Genomic DNA, 16,570 nt, shown 5'->3' on the forward strand with positions numbered 1-16,570 from the left:
GCCGGAGGATTTCGACTAGGCGCAGCTGACGCCGATGCAGACGGTGTTCAGCAGCGTCAGCAGGCCGACGCACGCACAGGTGCCGCTGAACTGCGCGCCGTCGACACCGACCGGGTCGGTCTCCGGAAGGGCGTGCAGGTGGGCCAGCAGTTCGAGCGCCTGGTTCTCCATGACATTCTCCTTCTGTGAGCGGTTACGACAGGAGGATTTACCTGTCGTTCAGCCCGGCACCTGAGCCATCCAGTGCCGGGAGTCTGTGGTGTGGCGGGTCCTCAGGAGGAACGCCAGGATGCCTGCGGCTCCGTCGCTCCAGCTCGTCGAGACGTCCCCGTACTCGTTGGGGAAGACGACGTGGCTGTCGCGGTGCGCCCGTTCGCAGACGATGAGGCGGGCCACGTCCTCGGCCATCGCCCGGTAGGCGGGATCCCCGGTGGCGTCGGCCATGTCGAGGAGGAAGTCGCCGTTGCCGGCCAGTCCGTGGCACTGGGCGACGGCGGCGCGCGAGGCGCGCTCCACGACGGCGTGGGCGGCGCCGCGGGCGAGATCGACGTAGCGTTTGTCCCCGGTCTGCTGCCAGAGCCGGACCAGGAAGGAGCCGATGCCCGCCGAGCCGTGACACCAGTAGGGGGCGGTGGGCACGTCGGTGGCCTGGGCCGGCCACTGGGCCGTCTGACCGACCATCACGGCGTTGGCCACCAGGTGCTCGCCGGCCGCCACGGCCAGCTCCATGTGCTCCACACGGCGGGAGACGGCCGCCGCGGCGAGGAGGAAGCAGCCGATGCCCGCTGTTCCGTGCGCGAAGCCGAGGTAGCGTTTGCCGGCCTCTTTGGACACGGCTTCCGCGGGGACGGGCCAGCTCACTCCGGACGGTTCGGACTGCGCGGCGGCGGCCAGCCGGTCGGCCGCGTCGACGACCAGCTCGGCCAGGCGTGGGTCACCGCTGCGCTGCCACAGATGGGCGGCGGCCAGGCCGCTGCCCGCGCAGCCGTGGGTGATGTCGTAACTGGGTGTCCGCTCCAGCGGGGCCAGCGCCAGGGCCGACGCGTGGTCCGTGAGCGCGCGGTCGTCGACGGCGCGTCCTGCGTCGTACAGCGCCCAGGCGATTCCGCGGCCGCCGAAGTGCAGGCCCGGACGGATGGAGCGGGTGTCGGTCCGGTCGACGATCCAGTGGCCCGCGGTACGCAGCAGATCCGGCAGGCGCGGGTCGCCGGTGAGCTCGAAGTACCGGGTCAGCACCGCCAGTACACCGGCCGCACCTTGCTGCACGGTGCAGGGGTCGGTCTCACCGGCCAGGGTGGACACGGGCCACAGCCGGCCCTGGTCGGCGGGGGTCATCGACTCGACGAGGTGGTTCACCATCCCGATGACCGCGAGCTGTGTCGCGTCGTCCGACTCGGCTGTGCGTGCCGACTCGGCTGTGCGTGCCGGCGCGGGGGTGGGGCGCGCGGTCCACGACGGGTCCGCCGCGCGAAGCGCCGTACGCGCCCTGTCCGGGTCCCAGCGCTCGCCGGGATCGTCCTTCATCAGCCCGAGGATCATCTCCCGCAGGCCCTCCGGCAGGCCCAGCGTTCCGGCGCAGGCGTCCAGCCAGTCGGCGAACCGCTGCTCCTCGGTCCTGTCGGCCGGCTCCTCGGGCAGCAGGTTGGGTACCTTCCCGGCGAGCACGAAGCACACGGTGGCGCCGAGACTGTAGTAGTCGGCCGTCGGGGAGACGGGAGCGTCCGCCAGGCGTTCGGGGGCGCTGAAGCCGGGGGTCCCCACCTGGGTCGGGAGCGCGATGTCGTCCTCCAGGACGGCGAGCTCCAGGTCGATGAGGCGCAGTTCCCCGTCGGGGCGGACCATGACGTTGGCCGGGGTGAAGTCCCTCAGTACGCAGCCGCAGGCGTGGGCCGCCGCGACCAGGTCCACCAGCAGTGCGACCTGTTCGAGCGCCTCGGCGCGGTAGCGTTCGCTGCCGACGTCGCGGAAGCGTTCGGCGACCCAGTTGCGCAGGGGTACGCCCGGCACTTCCTCCAGGGCGAGGAACAGGTGCCCGCCCGTCTCGAACGTCGCGAGCAACTCCGGTGCCAGTCCGGTGTGTTTGAGTTTCTCCAGCGTCCTGGCCTCGGTCCGCAGCCAGTCGCGGACGTCGGAGCCGGACCGGTCGCCCTCGACGTGCGGCCGGGCTTCCTTGATCACTACGGGTGCGCCCGTGGTGACGTCGGTGCCCCGGTAGACACCGCCCTTGTTGGTGTGCCGGATCGCCTCCCGTACCGAGAACCGGCCGCCGAGCAGTACGGGCTTGCCCGCCGCCTTCTCCTGTTCCGGTGGAAGCGGTACCGAGGCGGGAAAGGGGCTCACCGCCCATGCGGGTGGCGAGTACTGCCCGGTGCGCTTGTCCTCCACGGGATTGCCGTCGGGGTCCTCGATGAACCACACCAGCAGGCCCTCGTCCGACAGTCGCCGCCGGCCGACGAAGGCGCCGTAGCGGTAGTGCACCAGACTGCGCGGGGCGTACGGCTGGTCCGACAGGATGCGGGGGCCGGGCAGTCCCGCCGTGGCCCTGTGCAGCTCCATCGCTATTCGGGCCGCGGCTCCGTCGGAGGGCGGGTATACGGTGATGAACTTGCCGGAACTCCCCCGCGGTGTGGCACGGGAGTTGAGCGCGCTCACCTGTTCGAGCGAGCGCACGAACTTGAATGCCGCGTCTTCGCGCAGCAGCACATCCATGGCCCTCACAAGGACTTCCGGTGCAGAGGCCGCCGTCGCGGAAACATGCAGTTTCCAGCCTTGCCGGCGTTGAATTCCGGACAGGCAGGTGAGGCGGCACCACATCTCGTCCGCGTCGGTCGTCCAACGCGCCTCCGTACCGGTGGCCTGCAATGCCCGGCGGAGCAGACTTTCGAGGTCGACTTCGGTTGCGTGGCTCGTCATGTGTCCCTCCCAACGGTGAGAACCGCTGAGAGAAATGTGCCTTCAGCCGGAGGAAATGCACAACACTCGTCTGCCGCATTCACTCGGTCCAGCGAGCGCAGGGTGTTATCGCCGTTATAAACGGCACAGTCCGGCGCAAATAACGGAGTGCGTACGCCCCCGGTTCGGAAATACCCCACCCGTTCGACGACTTCGCCGTCGACACCGGGAAAGCACAAACGGACGGAATTGATTCGCCATCAATCAAGGATTGATGATACAGATTCAGAAGGGCTGCGACGACCCGTCGACCCCAACTCTCCCAGGGGTTCCTTTATAGCGCCACGGCGATGCACGCCGTTCCCGTCACCGCCATCGCCCAATCCTCGTTCCCCATCGAACAGAGAATTGAGATGAACAGCGGTTATGGCCAACGCTGCCGTCGCGGACCGCGGACATTCCGCTTCCATTTCACCCTACATTTAGACCCATATAATATTACCAATCAGTGGTGGAGGCCGGGGGCCTGAGCGCGAGTCCTGACCTGCTATTCGGTGCGCAGGGCCGTGGCGGTCTGGGCTCTCGCGGCCCAGCCGGCGGGCACGAGGGCGCCCAGGGCAGCGATGAGCAGGCCGCCGAGTGCGAACGGAAGCAGCTCGGCCGCGTGGTAGACGGCGAAGATGGAACCGGGCAGGCGCAGTCCCGCGCTCTCGCCCATCGCGGGCAGGACCCGGCCGTGTACCAGCACGCCGAGCAGCCGGAGCCGGACGCCGAAACGCGGTGACCCGATCCGACCGGGGGCGGATGCGCGGGCCGGTGCGGTGTCCGGGCGCGTCCCGACCGGCGTCCCGCACCGCCGAAGGGGGAAAACCCGGCCCGGAGCGATCGGCCGGCGCGAACGAGGGAACCCCTAACCCGTCGTCCGCGAGAAAGGCACCGTCATGACCACCACCCTCGGCCCCGACAGCGATCTGTCCCAGATCTTCGAGCTCGCCCAGCAGCTCCGTGTGGACTCCGTCCGTGCCAGCACCTCCGCCGGTTCCGGACACCCCACCTCCAGCCTGTCCGCGGCCGACCTGATGGCCGTACTCATGGCCCGCCACCTGCGCTACGACTGGGACACCCCCGACAACCGGGCCGGCGACCACCTGATCTTCTCCAAGGGCCACGCCTCTCCCCTGCTCTATGCGATGTTCAAGGCCGCCGGAGTCGTCGACGACGACGAGCTGATGACGACCTACCGCCGCTTCGGCCACCGCCTCCAGGGCCACCCCACCCCCGTCCTGCCCTGGGTCGACCTGGCCACCGGCTCGCTCGGCCAGGGCATCGCCTACTCCGTCGGCATCGCCCTGGCCTGCCGCGACCTGAGCAAGGTCGACTCCCGGGTGTGGGTCCTGTGCGGTGACAGCGAGATGACGGAAGGCTCCGTCTGGGAGGCCCTGGACAAGGCGGGCCGCCACCGGCTGGGCAACTTCACCGCGATCATCGACGTCAACCGCCTCGGCCAGAGCGGTCCCACCGAACTCGAATGGGACACCCAGGCCTACGCCCGCCGTGTCGAGGCGTTCGGCTGCCGCGCCCTGGTGGTCGACGGCCACGACCTCGACGCCGTCGACAAGGCCCTGACCACCGCCGCCGACAGCGATGACACCCCCACCGTCGTCGTCGCCCGCACCGTCAAGGGGCGGGGCGTCAGCGAGGTCGCCGACAAGAACGGCTGGCACGGCAAGCCCCTGCCGGAGGACATGGCCGAACGCGCCGTCGCCGAGCTCGGCGGCCGACGCGACCTGCGGGTGCGCGGCCCCCAGCCGCCGCAGGCCCAGGCGGCCCCCGTACCGGCCGCCGTGGACATCGAGCCGCCCCGCTTCGACGTCGGCGACAGCGTCGCCACCCGGGTCGCCTTCGGCAAGGCCCTCGCCGCCGTGGGCGCCCGCCCCGACGTGGTCGCGCTGGACGCCGAGGTCGGCAACTCCACCCACGCCGAGGACTTCCAGAAGGCCCACCCCGAGCGGTACTTCCAGACGTACATCGCCGAGCAGCAGATGATCGCCAGCGCCGTCGGCATGGCCGTGTGCGGCTACCGCCCCTACGCCACCACCTTCGCCGCCTTCCTCACCCGCGCCCACGACTTCATCCGCATGGCAGCCGTCTCACAGATCACCATGGCGCTGTGCGGCACCCACTCCGGTGTCGAGATCGGCGCCGACGGCCCCTCCCAGATGGGCGTCGAGGACCTGGCCATGATGCGCGCCGTCCTCGGTTCCACCGTCCTCTACCCGAGCGACGCCACCTCGTCCGCCGCCCTCACCGTCGCGATGGCCGACCTCGACGGCATCTCCTACCTGCGCACCACCCGCGGCGCCTACCCCGTCCTCTACGACGCCGACGAGACCTTCCCCGTCGGCGGCTCCAAGACCCTCCGCCACGGTGCCCAGGACCAGGTCACCCTCGTCGGCGCCGGTGTCACCCTCCACGAATGCCTCGCCGCCGCCGACCGGCTCGCCGAGGACGGCATCGCCGCCCGCGTCGTCGACCTCTACTCCGTCAAGCCCGTCGACACCGACACCCTCACCCGCGCCGCCCGTGAGACCGGCAACCTCGTCGTGGCCGAGGACCACCACCCCGAGGGCGGCATCGGCGAGGCCGTGCTGTCCGCCCTCAACTCCGCGGGCGCCCACGCGGCCGTCGCGCACCTCGCCGTCCGCGACCTCCCCGGCTCCGGCACCACCGCTGAACTCCTCGACGCCGCCGGCATCTCCGCCACCCACATCGCCGACGCCGCCCGCACCCTGCTCGGGTGACCCGGGCCGGCCGCGGCACGGACCCGGGCCGGCGGAGCGGCCGAGCCCGGGCCGCTCACGCGGTGCCGCGCGCCTTCGTACAACTTGCGGCGACCAGATCGGCGAAGCTCCGCGCGAGCGGGGAGAGCGCGTCCCAGCGGCGTACGGCCCAGCCGACCGACAGCGGCGGCAGCGCCGGTACGGGGACGAGACGCAGTGCGCTGCCGTCAACAGGGGTGGGCAGGCCCGGTACAGCGGGTACGACGGCGTGCCCCAGGCCGAGTTCGGCGAGCAGCAGGGCCGTGTCCCAGTCGGCGACGCTCGTGTCCGAGCCGGTCCGGATCCCCAGTTCGGCGAAGGCGGCGTCCAACTGGGCACCGGAGGTGGAGTTCGGCGGCGACCGGACCAGGCGGATGCCCGTGAGGTCTCGGGCGTCGATGCGCGGCCGGTCCGCGAGCGGATCGTCGGACCGTGTGGCGAGCACCCAGGGCAGCTCGACGACGGGGCGCTGCTCGATGCCGCGCACCGGGCCGCCCACGGTGATCCAGGCGAGGTCGAGGTTGCCGGCCAGCAGGGCGTCGAAGCAGCCACGGCTGGAGGTCTCGGTGCGGAACTCCAGGCTCACCTTCGGGTGGCGCCGGCGGAAGGAGACGATCGCCTCGGCCATGAAGTGCCGGACGGTCGTTCCGCCGGTCGTGATCCGCACCGAACCGCTCTCGCCGTTCACGAGGTCGCCCAGGCGGCGCAAGGCCAGATCCAGCCCGCCGATCCCGTCGGCGGCGGCCTCGCACAGGATGCGCCCCGCCGCGGTGGGAGCGACCCCACGCGGCTGACGTTCCAACAGGCTCACGCCCGTCTCCCGCTCCAGGCGCTTGACGTGCTGACTCACCGCAGACTGCGTACAGGACAGGTCACGGGCCACGGCGCTGAGGCTCCCCGCCCGGCACACGGCGACGAACACACGCAGGTCGTCCAGAGTCACAACGCCCAAGCTACACCTGGGGTCAGTGGAGCAATTCCCAGGATTGACTGGGGTGTTGGGGTGGTCGAGGATCCTTGCAGGGCCCAGGCGGCAACCCGTCCGGTGCCTTCGTACGGATCCGGACCGGCGAAGGCGCCGGACGGGTGCCGACCCGCCCGTCGCCGAAGGGACACGGACAGCGTGCCTGCTCTCGCCGCCACGACCGACCGGACCATCACCCTGCTGCGCGAGTTCGGTGCCGACGGCATCGCCCACCCCGGCGGCACGCTCCTGGTCCACCTCCAGCGCGTACAGGCACGGCTGGCGACGTGGCAGGCTCGTCCGGCGCTCCAACTCGCCGGTCTGTGCCACGCGTTCTACGGGACGGACGGTTTTCCCGCACCGCTGCTGCCGCTGGGACGTCGCCACGACCTCGCGGCGCTGATCGGCACCGAGGCGGAGGCCATCGTGTACTTGTACGCGTCGTGCGACCGGAAGGCCACGTACCCGGCTCTCCACCAGGCCGACGGCGCCTTCCACGACCGGTTCACCGGCCGCGCCCGGGTGCCGGGGCCGCAGTTGCGCCGGGACTTCACCGAACTGTCGGCGGCCAACGAACTCGATCTCGCCGTCGTCGATCCCGCCTTCCGTGACACCTGGGGTCCAGGACTGCTCGCGCTGTTCACCCGACTGCGCGATCTGCTGAGCCCCGGCGCCTGGTTCGAGTGCCACCCGGTGCTTGCCATCGCCGCCTCCGAGCCGGGCGTGGAGAGCTGAGCGCCGTAGCGCGTGCGTGGCGCGTTCAGTGCCCCACAAAAGTCCCCTGCGCCTCAGCTGTCACACAGGTAAGTTACCCTCCGGTCTTCGGGCTTGATCAGTCCGACACATCCTTCTGACCTGTGGGGGGTCCCTGCATGCGCATGTCGCGCGCACATCGGGCTGCCGTTTTCCGGAGCGCAGCCTTCCTTCTCACGACCGGACTCACGATCGGCTCACTCGCCGCCGTGCCCGCCTTCGCCGACCCGGTGACCGTGACCGGTGTGTCCACCCGTGACGACGGCAGGCTGTCCGTGGCACTGCCGGACAGCCAGGCGCTGTGGGTGAAGGTGAGCGTCCACGACCCGGCCCGGCCGGATGCCGTGCTCGCCTCGACGGACGAGCTGTCGTTCGACTGGAACGGCGGCTGGAGCACGGACCAGCCCCTGCGCCTGCCCGAGGACGCCGTCTACGGCGACTACCCGGTCGACGTCGACTTCCGGCTGGCCGACGGCACCGTGCAGCACTGGAGCGGCGCCGAGCACGGCAGGGCCGGGCTGTTCGGCTACCGGCTGCACACCGGTGTCGCCACGGCCGCCTTCGACCGCGCGTACACCGACTACGACCACCGCGACGCGACGCTCAGCGGCACCGTCACCACCTTCGACCCGGCGACCGGCACGACCGGCGCGGCCCGGGCCGGCACCAAGGTGAAGATCGCCTGGTACATGCTCCGGAACGGGAACTGGGGCAGCGTCTCGCAGACGGTCCTCACCGACGAGTCCGGCGCCTTCACGCTGCCCGTCACACCCGGCGGCAGCATCCTCAGCGGCACCGCCACCGTGGTCGCTCCCCAGGCCGACACCGATCCGGACGACGCCGAGGCGATTCCGGACCTCGACGCCGTGACGACGCGATACCGGATCACCGCCCAGGCGGACAAGGAACGGGTCTACGCCGGGAAGACCTTCAAGGTCAGCGGCACCGTCCAGCGCTACACCCCCAACGGCTGGGTGCCCTTCGCGAACGCGCCGGTCGTCACCACCACGCATGCGCCCGACTCCGGGAACCACACGACGGTCACCGGCATCATGGGTAGTGCCACCTCGGGCGCCGACGGAACGTTCTCGTACGACGCGAGGGCCGACTACACCACGAGCCACTACACCTATGTGCAGCCCTCCGACTACCTGGCGGACTTCACCGACCCCTTCAGCGACGAGGTCACCGTCCCGCGGACGGGTCAGCTCAGCAACCTCAGCGCCACCCTGGACGCCTACCGCACGATCACCGTCAAGGGCCGGCTCAAGCCGGAGTGGATCTGCAACGACCAGACGGTGACGCTCCAGTACTCCAAGAACGGCCGCGACGGCTGGCAGAACCTCGGCTCGGCCAAGGCGGAGGGCGGCACCGCGGGCTACTGCCCGTTCACCATCCGCGCGCTCGGCCGCACCGCGGGCTACTACCGGGTGACGCACGGGGAGAGTTACACCCTGCTCCCAGTCAGCTCCGCCGCCTTCAGCCGCAGTCGGATCGAGACCCGCATCGTGTCGTTCGACATGACGCCCAACCGGCCGAACCGCAACGCCTCGCTGACCGCCAAGGGCACGCTCCAGTACAAGTCCGGCAGCACCTGGAAGGCCTACAAGGGCGGACAGATCGTGCTCGTCATCAAGCCCAAGGGCGAGAGCACCTGGTACTGGGTGGTGAAGGGAACCACCGACTCCAAGGGCCACTTCAGCCTCAAGACCAAGGCCTACGAGGACGCCACGTGGGGCGCCTACCTCGCCGCGGACTCCAAGCACTTCTACACCGAGTCGAAGTCGGAGTACGTCGATGCCCGCTGAGCGCAGTTCCTTCGCCCTGGCCGCCGCCATCGCGGTGGTCGCCACCGCGCTGAGCGCGGTGCCCGCTTCGGCCGACGACGCCGGACCGGTCGGCATCGGCGTGGCCCGCACCGCGGACAACCGCGGGACCTTCACCGTCACCGCGTGGACGGACGCCCCGGGCGCCGTCGTCACCTCCGTCTCCGCCCGGGTGCGGGCCGGCGACACGGTGGTCGCCGAGGTGCCGGCGCTGACCCGGACCGGCTCGACCTGGGGGCTGCCCGCCGACGCCGCGCTGAAGCTGGCCGAGGACGGCGGGACGATGCCGCATCTCGGCGCCTACTCCATCGACGTCAGCGCCACCGACGACCAGGGCCACACCACGACCCGCGACGCGGCGGGAACGCTCGACTTCACCCTCAAGCCCGCGCTGATCGACACGGCCGGCGACGGCAAGCTGGAATTCACCCGCCTGCCGACCTACGACCACAAGAGCCTCGGGGTCACCGACCGCCTGGTCGGCATCGAGCCCGGCTCCGGCGACCGGGTGCCGCTCGAAGGCCGTACGGTCGAGGTGACCCGCGTCCCCGTGAGCGGCACGCCTCGGCCCGACGACACGTTCACGGCGGTCACCGACGCCGAGGGCCGCTTCACCACCGAAGACCTCGACCTGGTCGACTGGGCCACCTTCACAGCCGGGTTCGCGGCGGCCGACGACCAGGTGCACGGCGACGCGCGCGTCTACGGCAGTCCGTCGATCTCCCCGACGAAGGCGTCCGTGACGGCCACGGCCGACCGCACCCGGGTGCTGCCCGGGCAGACGGTGACCGTCACCGGAACGGTGAGCACCGGCAGCGGCGCCGACGCGGCCGGCCTCGCGGACATCCCGGTCCAGATCAGCCTGCGCGCCTACGGCAGCGACCGTCCGGCACTCACCGTCACCACGGACGCGTCCGGACACTTCTCGGCGGTGCTCGACCCGCCCGCGGGCGTGGGAGTCGACGGCTGGTCCGCCGCTTCCCCGGACATGTACCTCTCCACGACCGCGGCCAGGGGCTCCCTGGTCGTGCCCGAGGAGTCCGTGCTGCGCAAGGTGACGGCCTCGCTCGCCGCCGACGGGCAGGTCAAGGTGACCGGCCGGCTGGCTCACGCGTACAACAACAACTCGTCCGACGCGGAGTCCGTGCGCCTGGAGTACTCGGCCGACGGCCGGACCGGATGGCGGAGCCTGGCCACCGCCAAGTCCGACTACTACGGCAACTTCACGCTCTCCGCGTGGGGTTACATCGACGGCTATTACCGGGTCCACCACCTCGCCGACGACAAGCTGGCGGAGAGCACCAGCGCCCCGGTCCGGCTCAGCCGCGTCGACACCCGGGTGTCCTCGATCAAGGCGTCCGCCACCAAGGTCACGAAGGGGACCACCGTCACCTTCACCGGCACCCTCCAGGAGTACGTCTCCCGCACGTGGCGGCCGTACCAGGGCCGGCACGTCGAGCTGTTCTTCCAGAAGAAGGGCTCGACGAAGTGGACGTACGTCGCTTCGGGCACCACGAGTTCGACCGGCAAGGCCACCCTGAAGGGCAAGCCCACCGCCGACGGCAAGTGGCTGATCCAGTACTTCGGTGACTCCAGGCACTTCGACAGCGGCGGCACCGCCGTCTACGTCGACGTGCGCTGACACCCACGCCGCACGGCACGAGCGGGGCCGACCGGGACGACCGGTCGGCCCCGCTCCCTTTCGCGGTGTCAGCGGGTGGCCGCCGCGGGGGCGAACGGGCCGTCCAGGGCGGCCCATTGCAGAAGCATGACGGTCTTGCCGTCGGTGATACGGCCGTCGCGGACCATGGCGAGGGCCTCGGTGAAGGGCAGTTCGAGTACCTCGATGTCCTCGCCGTCCTCCTCCAGTCCGCCGCCGCTGCCGGTGCGGTCGGCCGGGGTGTAAGGGGCGGCGTAGAAGTGCAGCCGTTCGGTGACCGAGCCGGGGCTCATGTAAGCGTCGAGGACATGGGCGATCGGGCCGAGCGTGATCCCGAGTTCCTCGGCGCTCTCGCGCCGGATCGCGGCGAGCGGGTCGTCGCCGTCGAGCAGCCCGGCCGCGGCCTCGACGAGCATGCCGTCCGGGTGGCCGTTGACGTAGGCCGGGTAGCGGAACTGACGGATGAGCAGCACCCGGCCGCGGTCGGTGTCGTAGGGCAGGACGACCGCGCCGTTGCCGCGGTCGTAGGTCTCGCGCTGCTGGGTGACCCAGCGCCCGTCGCGGCGCCGGTAGTCGATGGTGGTGCGGCGCAGGACGTGCCAGCCCTGGGAGGTGAGTTCCACGTCGCGGACGACGACGTCGGGGTTGCGGTCCAGGTCGCGCCCGACGCGGTCCAGAGCGGTGCGGCCGCGGTGGTCGGGGGTGTCGACGCCGGGGCGGGCGGCCACTCGGTCTCCTGCGAGCTGCGGCTTGTCGGTCATGGCGCGCTACACTACACGCAGAAACGTGCAATAACAGGAGAGAATACGGATGCTGGCTGCGGAACGGCGTGACCACCTGCTGGGCCTGCTGGCCCGCGAGGGCAAGATCGTCGCCAAGAACGTCGCCGCGGACCTGGGCATCTCCGAGGACAGCGTGCGACGCGACCTGCGCGACCTCGCCGCAGAGGGACTGTGCCAGCGGGTGTACGGCGGGGCGCTGCCCGTCTCCCCCGCCGTGGCGGACTACGCCGCCCGGCAGACCGTCGCCCCCGACGGCAAGCGCAAGGTCGCCGCGGCGGCCGTCGCGCTGGTGCGACCGGACAGCGCCCTGATCCTGGACGGCGGCACCACCGCCCTCGCCGTCGCCCACGCGCTCCCGCCGGACCTGGTCTGCACCGTGATCACCCACAGCCCGACGATCGCGGCCGCGCTGCTCACCCATCCGCGGGCCGAGGTCTTCCTGCTCGGCGGCCGCGTCTTCAAGCACTCTGCGGTCGCCTGCGGCGCGGCCGCGGTCGAGGCCGCCCAGAACGTCTCGGCCGACCTCTGCCTGCTCGGCGTCACCGGCGTCCATCCGGAGGCGGGACTGACCACCGGCGACGCCGAGGAGGCCGCGATGAAGCGCGCCCTGGCCGCCCGGGCCGCGGACACCTATGTGCTCGCCTCGTCCGAGAAGATCGGCACGGCCTCCCGGTTCCGGGTCCTGCCCTGGGAGGAGATCAGCGGACTGATCACCGACGCCGACCCCGGCCACGCGGTGGTCCAGCAACTGGCGGCGGCCGGCGTGGAGGTCCTGTCGGCCGGCTGACGGTCACGTCTCAGGCGTCGGCCCGGTACACCTCCGGCGCGTTCGGCCGGGGCGCGGGCCGATGCCGGGCCGCCGGGCCCTCGGCGAAGGCGCGCAGCAGGTTGTCGGTCGTGCGGGTGACGAAGGCGCGGGTACGGGCGTCCATGCCGTGGTCCCGGCCCCCGTCGGGGGTGCCGGCCATCAGACCCTCCACCCAGCGCATGGTGCCGGTCGCGAAGACGCCCGCGCCGCCGCGGAGGGTGTAGTACGCCGAGTCGGCGTGGCTGCGCCGGCCGTTGCACACCAGGGGCGAGTGCGCCGTGATCTCCAGCGGTGCGGGGACGGGCGCGCCCGGGGTGACCCGGTCGTACTCCACGCCGACCAGATGGTCGAAGCCCTCTCCGGGGCGTACGCCGGTGCCCTCGTACAGCCAGTGGTCCGCCGCGTGGACGACGTACGGCGCGTCCGTCGGGTATCCCTCGTACAGCACACCGGTCAGCGACGACTCCGGGTCGGCCGCCGGGGACTGGCGGAAGTCGGTCGTCACCAGGGCGGGGTCCGTCGTACGGAAGGGGTCGGACCGGAAGGACGACTTGTAGCAGACCACCGTACGGTCGGACCCCGTGCCCTCCTGCTCCAGGCGGATCCGGCGGAAGCAGGTGTTGGCTCCCAGGAAGGCCACATTGGTGCCCGCGTCGCGCGCCTCGGTGACGTGCTGCCGCTGCTCGGGGGTCCAGTACTCGTCGTGGCCGAGGCAGATGACGGCGCTCGCGCCGTGCAGGACCTTCGGGTCGCGGTGCACGTCCATGCCGGTGGTGTAGGCGAGCGGGAGGCCGAGCCGTTCGGCCCGGACCACCGCCGCCCGCTCGTACACCATGAACTTCTCCGCGCCGTCCTCGTCGTAGGGCCGGTCGAAGCTGACGGCGAGGGACCGGTCGTCGTACGCGCCGGAGGGGCCCTCGTAGAGGCTGGAACCGCCCCAGCGGTTGTACGCCTGCCAGGTGGCCGGGGCGTGCATCAGCACCGTGCGGCCCGCGCCCTGCGTGGAGCGCACGATCAGCGGGATGTAGCGCTGGTGGCCGTCCTGCGTGTCCAGGCGCAGCAGGTAGGCGCCCTCCGGCCACCCCGTCGTGCCGAGAGCCGTCGTGCGCGGCCACTGCGCGCGGACCGTGCGGGTGTCGGACAGGAAGCGCGGTTCGGGCTGGACGCGGCCCGGTATCCGCTCGGACGACCACACCAGCCGCGCCTCGGCCCCGCCGTACCAGCCGACGCGGAAGGCCGAGACACGGAAGGACGGCGCGGTCGTCGAGACATGCAGACCGATCTCCTCGCCCGGGGTCACACTCACCCGGTCGGCGTACCCCATGACGGCCGTGTCGGGGCCTCGCGACCGGATGCGCCAGTCGGGTGTCCCCGGGCGGTTCCGTTCCGCCTCGGGCCGGTGCGAAGCGGCGGCCCGGTCCGTGTGGCGCACGGGAGCGGACGGGGCGCACGCGGCGGTCGCGGCGAGCCCCCCGCCCGCGCACACTTCCAGGAAGACCCTGCGCCGCAGCCCCGGCAGGTGCTCCTTCCCGTCCCGCGGGGTGTCTCGCTGGTCGGGTCCCACATCGCCTCCCGTGCGTCCGGTTCGTGCGACACCTGCCCCTTGAGGACCAAAGTGACACAGCGGGACAAGCCGCGCGCCCGGCCGTCGGCCGTCACTCCGGCATACGGACGCACCCGCTCCCGGGGCCGTGGATCAGCCCCGGGAGCGGCGCGGGAGAGTCCGGCGACTCAGGAGAACTTGATCGTGTCGAGCCGGCCACCGGCCGAGGAGGGGCAGGTGACGGGTCGGTGACCATGGAGAGGGCCCCGGTGAGGCCGACCGACGGTGTTCCCGTTCATGGCGCCGAGGGTGTGGCCGCTGCCGGCCACGTGCCCGCTGCCGCTCAGCCTGGGTTCCGGGCCTCCGAGAAAGATCAAATAGGCCGGGAGGGGGCGTGGCACGTCGCGAGGAAGTCGCACACCTCGGCCACCAGCCGGTCGGCGTCGTCGAGCGCGGCGGCAAGCGTCTCCGGGGTGGTGCCGAGCGCGGAGAACAACGCGTGCGCGCGTCCGGCGAAGTCCGAGGGGGCACCGGGGAGTTCGCCCGCGGCCCGCACCGCACCCTTCTCGTTGAGCACCCAGCTCCTGGCATGAGCGTGCAGCGCGTGTACGAGAAGCCCGACCGCGCGGAAGAGGCAACCGGCGACATGGAACGCGTCGCCGCGGGCCGCGCCCTTGCGCGCGTTGGCCAGGACGAACGGTGCCTCCCACCGCGCGTTGCCGACGAGCGCCGCCCGCAGCGGCTCCGGATAGAAACGGGTCCGCTCCCGCAGGGTGCGAAGCTCGCCGCCGGGGTCGGCGAGGATGCGTCCCAGTGCCACCTCACCGGCGTAGGCGTGGGAGTACACACCCAGCGGATGGCCGGGCTGAGCGCCGATCTCGAACCGGCCGGCCCGGCACTGCCGCCAGACGCGGTGCACCCGGTCCATGTCGCGGTAGATCCAGTCGACGTGATGTCCGTCGACGGTCAGCCAGCCGCCGCCGTCCACCCACGGCCCCCACCCGCCCGGCTCGGTGACCTCCACCGGCCCGCCGGTCAGCTCGGCCGCCAGCAGACGCAGCGCCGCGGTGTCCAGCGGTGGCCGGTAGTACAGGCCCAGGTCGTAGTCGGAGTCGGGGCTGTGCGTGCCCCTGGCCCTGCTGCCTCCCAGGCACACCCCGACGACGCCGCCGACCTCCGCCAGCCGCTCCGCGATCTCCACCAAGCGATCCACGGACCCAGTCTGCTGAGGCACACCACCGGCCGCGACCGATTTCCCCGGCACCCGCGCCGCGACGGGGAAGATCCCGAGCCGGAGGGGCCCGACCAGGAGGCCTTCGGGCACCTCGGCCACCCCCGCACCGCAGGTCACCTGCGGCGTGGCAGAGTGTGCGTGTGCCCACCACAGATACCGCCCGCGCCACCGACGCCACCGATGTCCCGCGTGCCGTGAACGCCACCGATGCCTCCCCCGACCGGCCCGGTCGTCCCATCGATCTGCGCAGCGACACCGTCACCCGGCCCGGCGAGGCGATGCGCCGGGCGATGGCCGAGGCCGAGGTGGGCGACGACGTCTTCGGCGACGACCCCACCGTCAACGCGTTGCAAGAACGGATCGCCGGGCTGCTCGGCTTCGAGGCCGCGCTGTTCGTGTCCTCCGGGACCCAGAGCAACCTGTGCGCTCTGTTGACCCACTGCGGCCGCGGCGACGAGTACATCGCCGGTCAGCTGGCCCACATGTACCGGTGGGAGGGCGGTGGCGCCGCCGTGCTCGGCGGCATCCAGCCCCAGCCGCTGCCGCATCGGGCGGACGGGACGCTGGACCCGCTGGACATCGCGGCGGCCGTGAAGCCGGACGACCCGCATTTCGCGCGCACGCGGCTGCTGTGCCTGGAGAACACCATCGGCGGCCGGGCCGTGCCGATGGACTACCTGAGGACCGCCACAGAGATCGCCCGCGACCACCGGCTCGCCACGCACCTGGACGGGGCGCGGCTGTTCAACGCGGCGGTGGCCGCCGGCGGCGACCCGTACGAGCAGGCGCGGCTGATCGCCGGCCACTTCGACAGCGTCTCGGTCTGCTTCAGCAAGGGCCTGGGCGCGCCGGTCGGCTCGGCGCTCGTGGGATCGCGGGAGTTCGTGGCCGAGGCCCGGCGCTGGCGCAAGGTCCTGGGTGGCGGGATGCGGCAGGCCGGCGTGCTGGCCGCCGCGGCGCTGTACGCGCTCGACCACCATCTCACCCGGCTCGCGGACGACCACGCGCACGCCGCGCTGTTCGCCGAAGGCCTGCGGGACGTGAAGGGCCTGACCATGGAGCCCAGCGGGACCAACATGGTCTTCGCGAGGTCCGCCCCCGGCCTCGACACCGACGAGCTGCGCGACCGGCTGGCGCGTCGTGGCCTGTTGTGCGCGGGATACCCGGGCCAGCTGCGTTTCGTGTTCCATCTGGACGTGACGCGCGCGGACGCGGAACAGGCGGTGCGGATCGTGCGGGAGACCCTGGACGAGGTCGCAACGGGCTGATCCCGTAGGGCCGTCGGCCGC

13 protein-coding genes are annotated in these 16,570 nt (G+C 71.7%); 6 read left to right on the forward strand and 7 right to left on the reverse strand.

Annotated elements, in window-relative coordinates; genetic code table 11:
- Positions 1-15: 15 nt before the first annotated feature.
- The 3 genes from FNH09_RS47480 to FNH09_RS00175 all read right to left on the reverse strand — a co-directional run bounded on the left by FNH09_RS47480 (position 16) and on the right by FNH09_RS00175 (position 3,640).
- Positions 16-171 carry a VenA family class IV lanthipeptide gene (locus FNH09_RS47480; RefSeq protein ID WP_202919550.1) on the reverse strand — a complete coding sequence of 52 codons (156 nt, stop codon included), beginning with the start codon at positions 169-171 and terminating at the stop codon, positions 16-18.
- A gap of 48 nt (positions 172-219) precedes the next feature.
- A complete protein-coding gene (gene lanL / locus FNH09_RS00170) occupies positions 220-2,913 on the reverse strand; it encodes a class IV lanthionine synthetase LanL (protein WP_152883761.1) in 2,694 nt (897 codons plus the stop codon).
- Between the two features lie 526 nt (positions 2,914-3,439).
- The gene (locus tag FNH09_RS00175) at positions 3,440-3,640 is read right to left on the reverse strand and encodes a hypothetical protein (protein ID WP_238426339.1); all 201 of its coding nucleotides are present in this window, start codon (positions 3,638-3,640) and stop codon (positions 3,440-3,442) included.
- 193 nt (positions 3,641-3,833) lie between these two features.
- Here FNH09_RS00175 and FNH09_RS00180 point away from each other — a divergent pair, with 193 nt between their 5' ends.
- Complete coding sequence (locus FNH09_RS00180; RefSeq protein WP_152883763.1) at positions 3,834-5,693, forward strand: transketolase; 1,860 nt, start codon at positions 3,834-3,836, stop codon at positions 5,691-5,693.
- A 55-nt stretch (positions 5,694-5,748) separates the two neighbouring features.
- Here FNH09_RS00180 and FNH09_RS00185 read toward each other — a convergent pair whose 3' ends face one another.
- Entirely contained in the window at positions 5,749-6,654 is a 906-nt protein-coding gene (locus tag FNH09_RS00185) for a LysR substrate-binding domain-containing protein (RefSeq protein WP_162467903.1), read from the reverse strand.
- Between the two features lie 180 nt (positions 6,655-6,834).
- On the opposite strand from FNH09_RS00185, the gene FNH09_RS00190 reads away from it, so the two are divergent.
- The 3 genes from FNH09_RS00190 to FNH09_RS00200 all read left to right on the forward strand — a co-directional run bounded on the left by FNH09_RS00190 (position 6,835) and on the right by FNH09_RS00200 (position 10,896).
- Positions 6,835-7,410 (forward strand): DUF6817 domain-containing protein, encoded by a 576-nt coding sequence (locus FNH09_RS00190; RefSeq protein WP_338017403.1) that lies wholly within the window; start codon positions 6,835-6,837, stop codon positions 7,408-7,410.
- A 227-nt stretch (positions 7,411-7,637) separates the two neighbouring features.
- A complete protein-coding gene (locus tag FNH09_RS00195; protein WP_152883769.1) occupies positions 7,638-9,236 on the forward strand; it encodes a hypothetical protein in 1,599 nt (532 codons plus the stop codon).
- Complete coding sequence (locus FNH09_RS00200; RefSeq protein ID WP_152883771.1) at positions 9,226-10,896, forward strand: hypothetical protein; 1,671 nt, start codon at positions 9,226-9,228, stop codon at positions 10,894-10,896. Before FNH09_RS00195 ends, FNH09_RS00200 begins: the two co-directional genes overlap by 11 nt.
- A 68-nt stretch (positions 10,897-10,964) precedes the next feature.
- Here FNH09_RS00200 and FNH09_RS00205 read toward each other — a convergent pair whose 3' ends face one another.
- A complete protein-coding gene (locus tag FNH09_RS00205) occupies positions 10,965-11,642 on the reverse strand; it encodes an NUDIX domain-containing protein (RefSeq protein ID WP_162467928.1) in 678 nt (225 codons plus the stop codon).
- An 82-nt stretch (positions 11,643-11,724) separates the two neighbouring features.
- Here FNH09_RS00205 and FNH09_RS00210 point away from each other — a divergent pair, with 82 nt between their 5' ends.
- Positions 11,725-12,483: a DeoR/GlpR family DNA-binding transcription regulator gene (locus FNH09_RS00210; RefSeq protein WP_152883776.1), complete on the forward strand. Its 759-nt coding sequence runs from the start codon at positions 11,725-11,727 to the stop codon at positions 12,481-12,483.
- A 10-nt stretch (positions 12,484-12,493) separates the two neighbouring features.
- Here the strand turns inward: FNH09_RS00210 and FNH09_RS00215 are convergent, their stop codons facing one another.
- The gene (locus FNH09_RS00215; protein ID WP_338017404.1) at positions 12,494-14,068 is read right to left on the reverse strand and encodes a N,N-dimethylformamidase beta subunit family domain-containing protein; all 1,575 of its coding nucleotides are present in this window, start codon (positions 14,066-14,068) and stop codon (positions 12,494-12,496) included.
- Positions 14,069-14,420: 352 nt separating this feature from the next.
- Positions 14,421-15,260 carry a nucleotidyltransferase domain-containing protein gene (locus FNH09_RS00220; protein ID WP_162467904.1) on the reverse strand — a complete coding sequence of 280 codons (840 nt, stop codon included), beginning with the start codon at positions 15,258-15,260 and terminating at the stop codon, positions 14,421-14,423.
- Positions 15,261-15,421: 161 nt separating this feature from the next.
- Between FNH09_RS00220 and ltaE the strand changes: the two genes are divergently transcribed.
- Positions 15,422-16,549: a low-specificity L-threonine aldolase gene (ltaE, locus tag FNH09_RS00225; protein WP_338017405.1), complete on the forward strand. Its 1,128-nt coding sequence runs from the start codon at positions 15,422-15,424 to the stop codon at positions 16,547-16,549.
- The last annotated feature ends 21 nt before the right edge of the window (positions 16,550-16,570 follow it).

Source organism: Streptomyces adustus, from assembly GCF_009377175.1.
GTDB lineage: Bacteria > Actinomycetota > Actinomycetes > Streptomycetales > Streptomycetaceae > Streptomyces > Streptomyces adustus.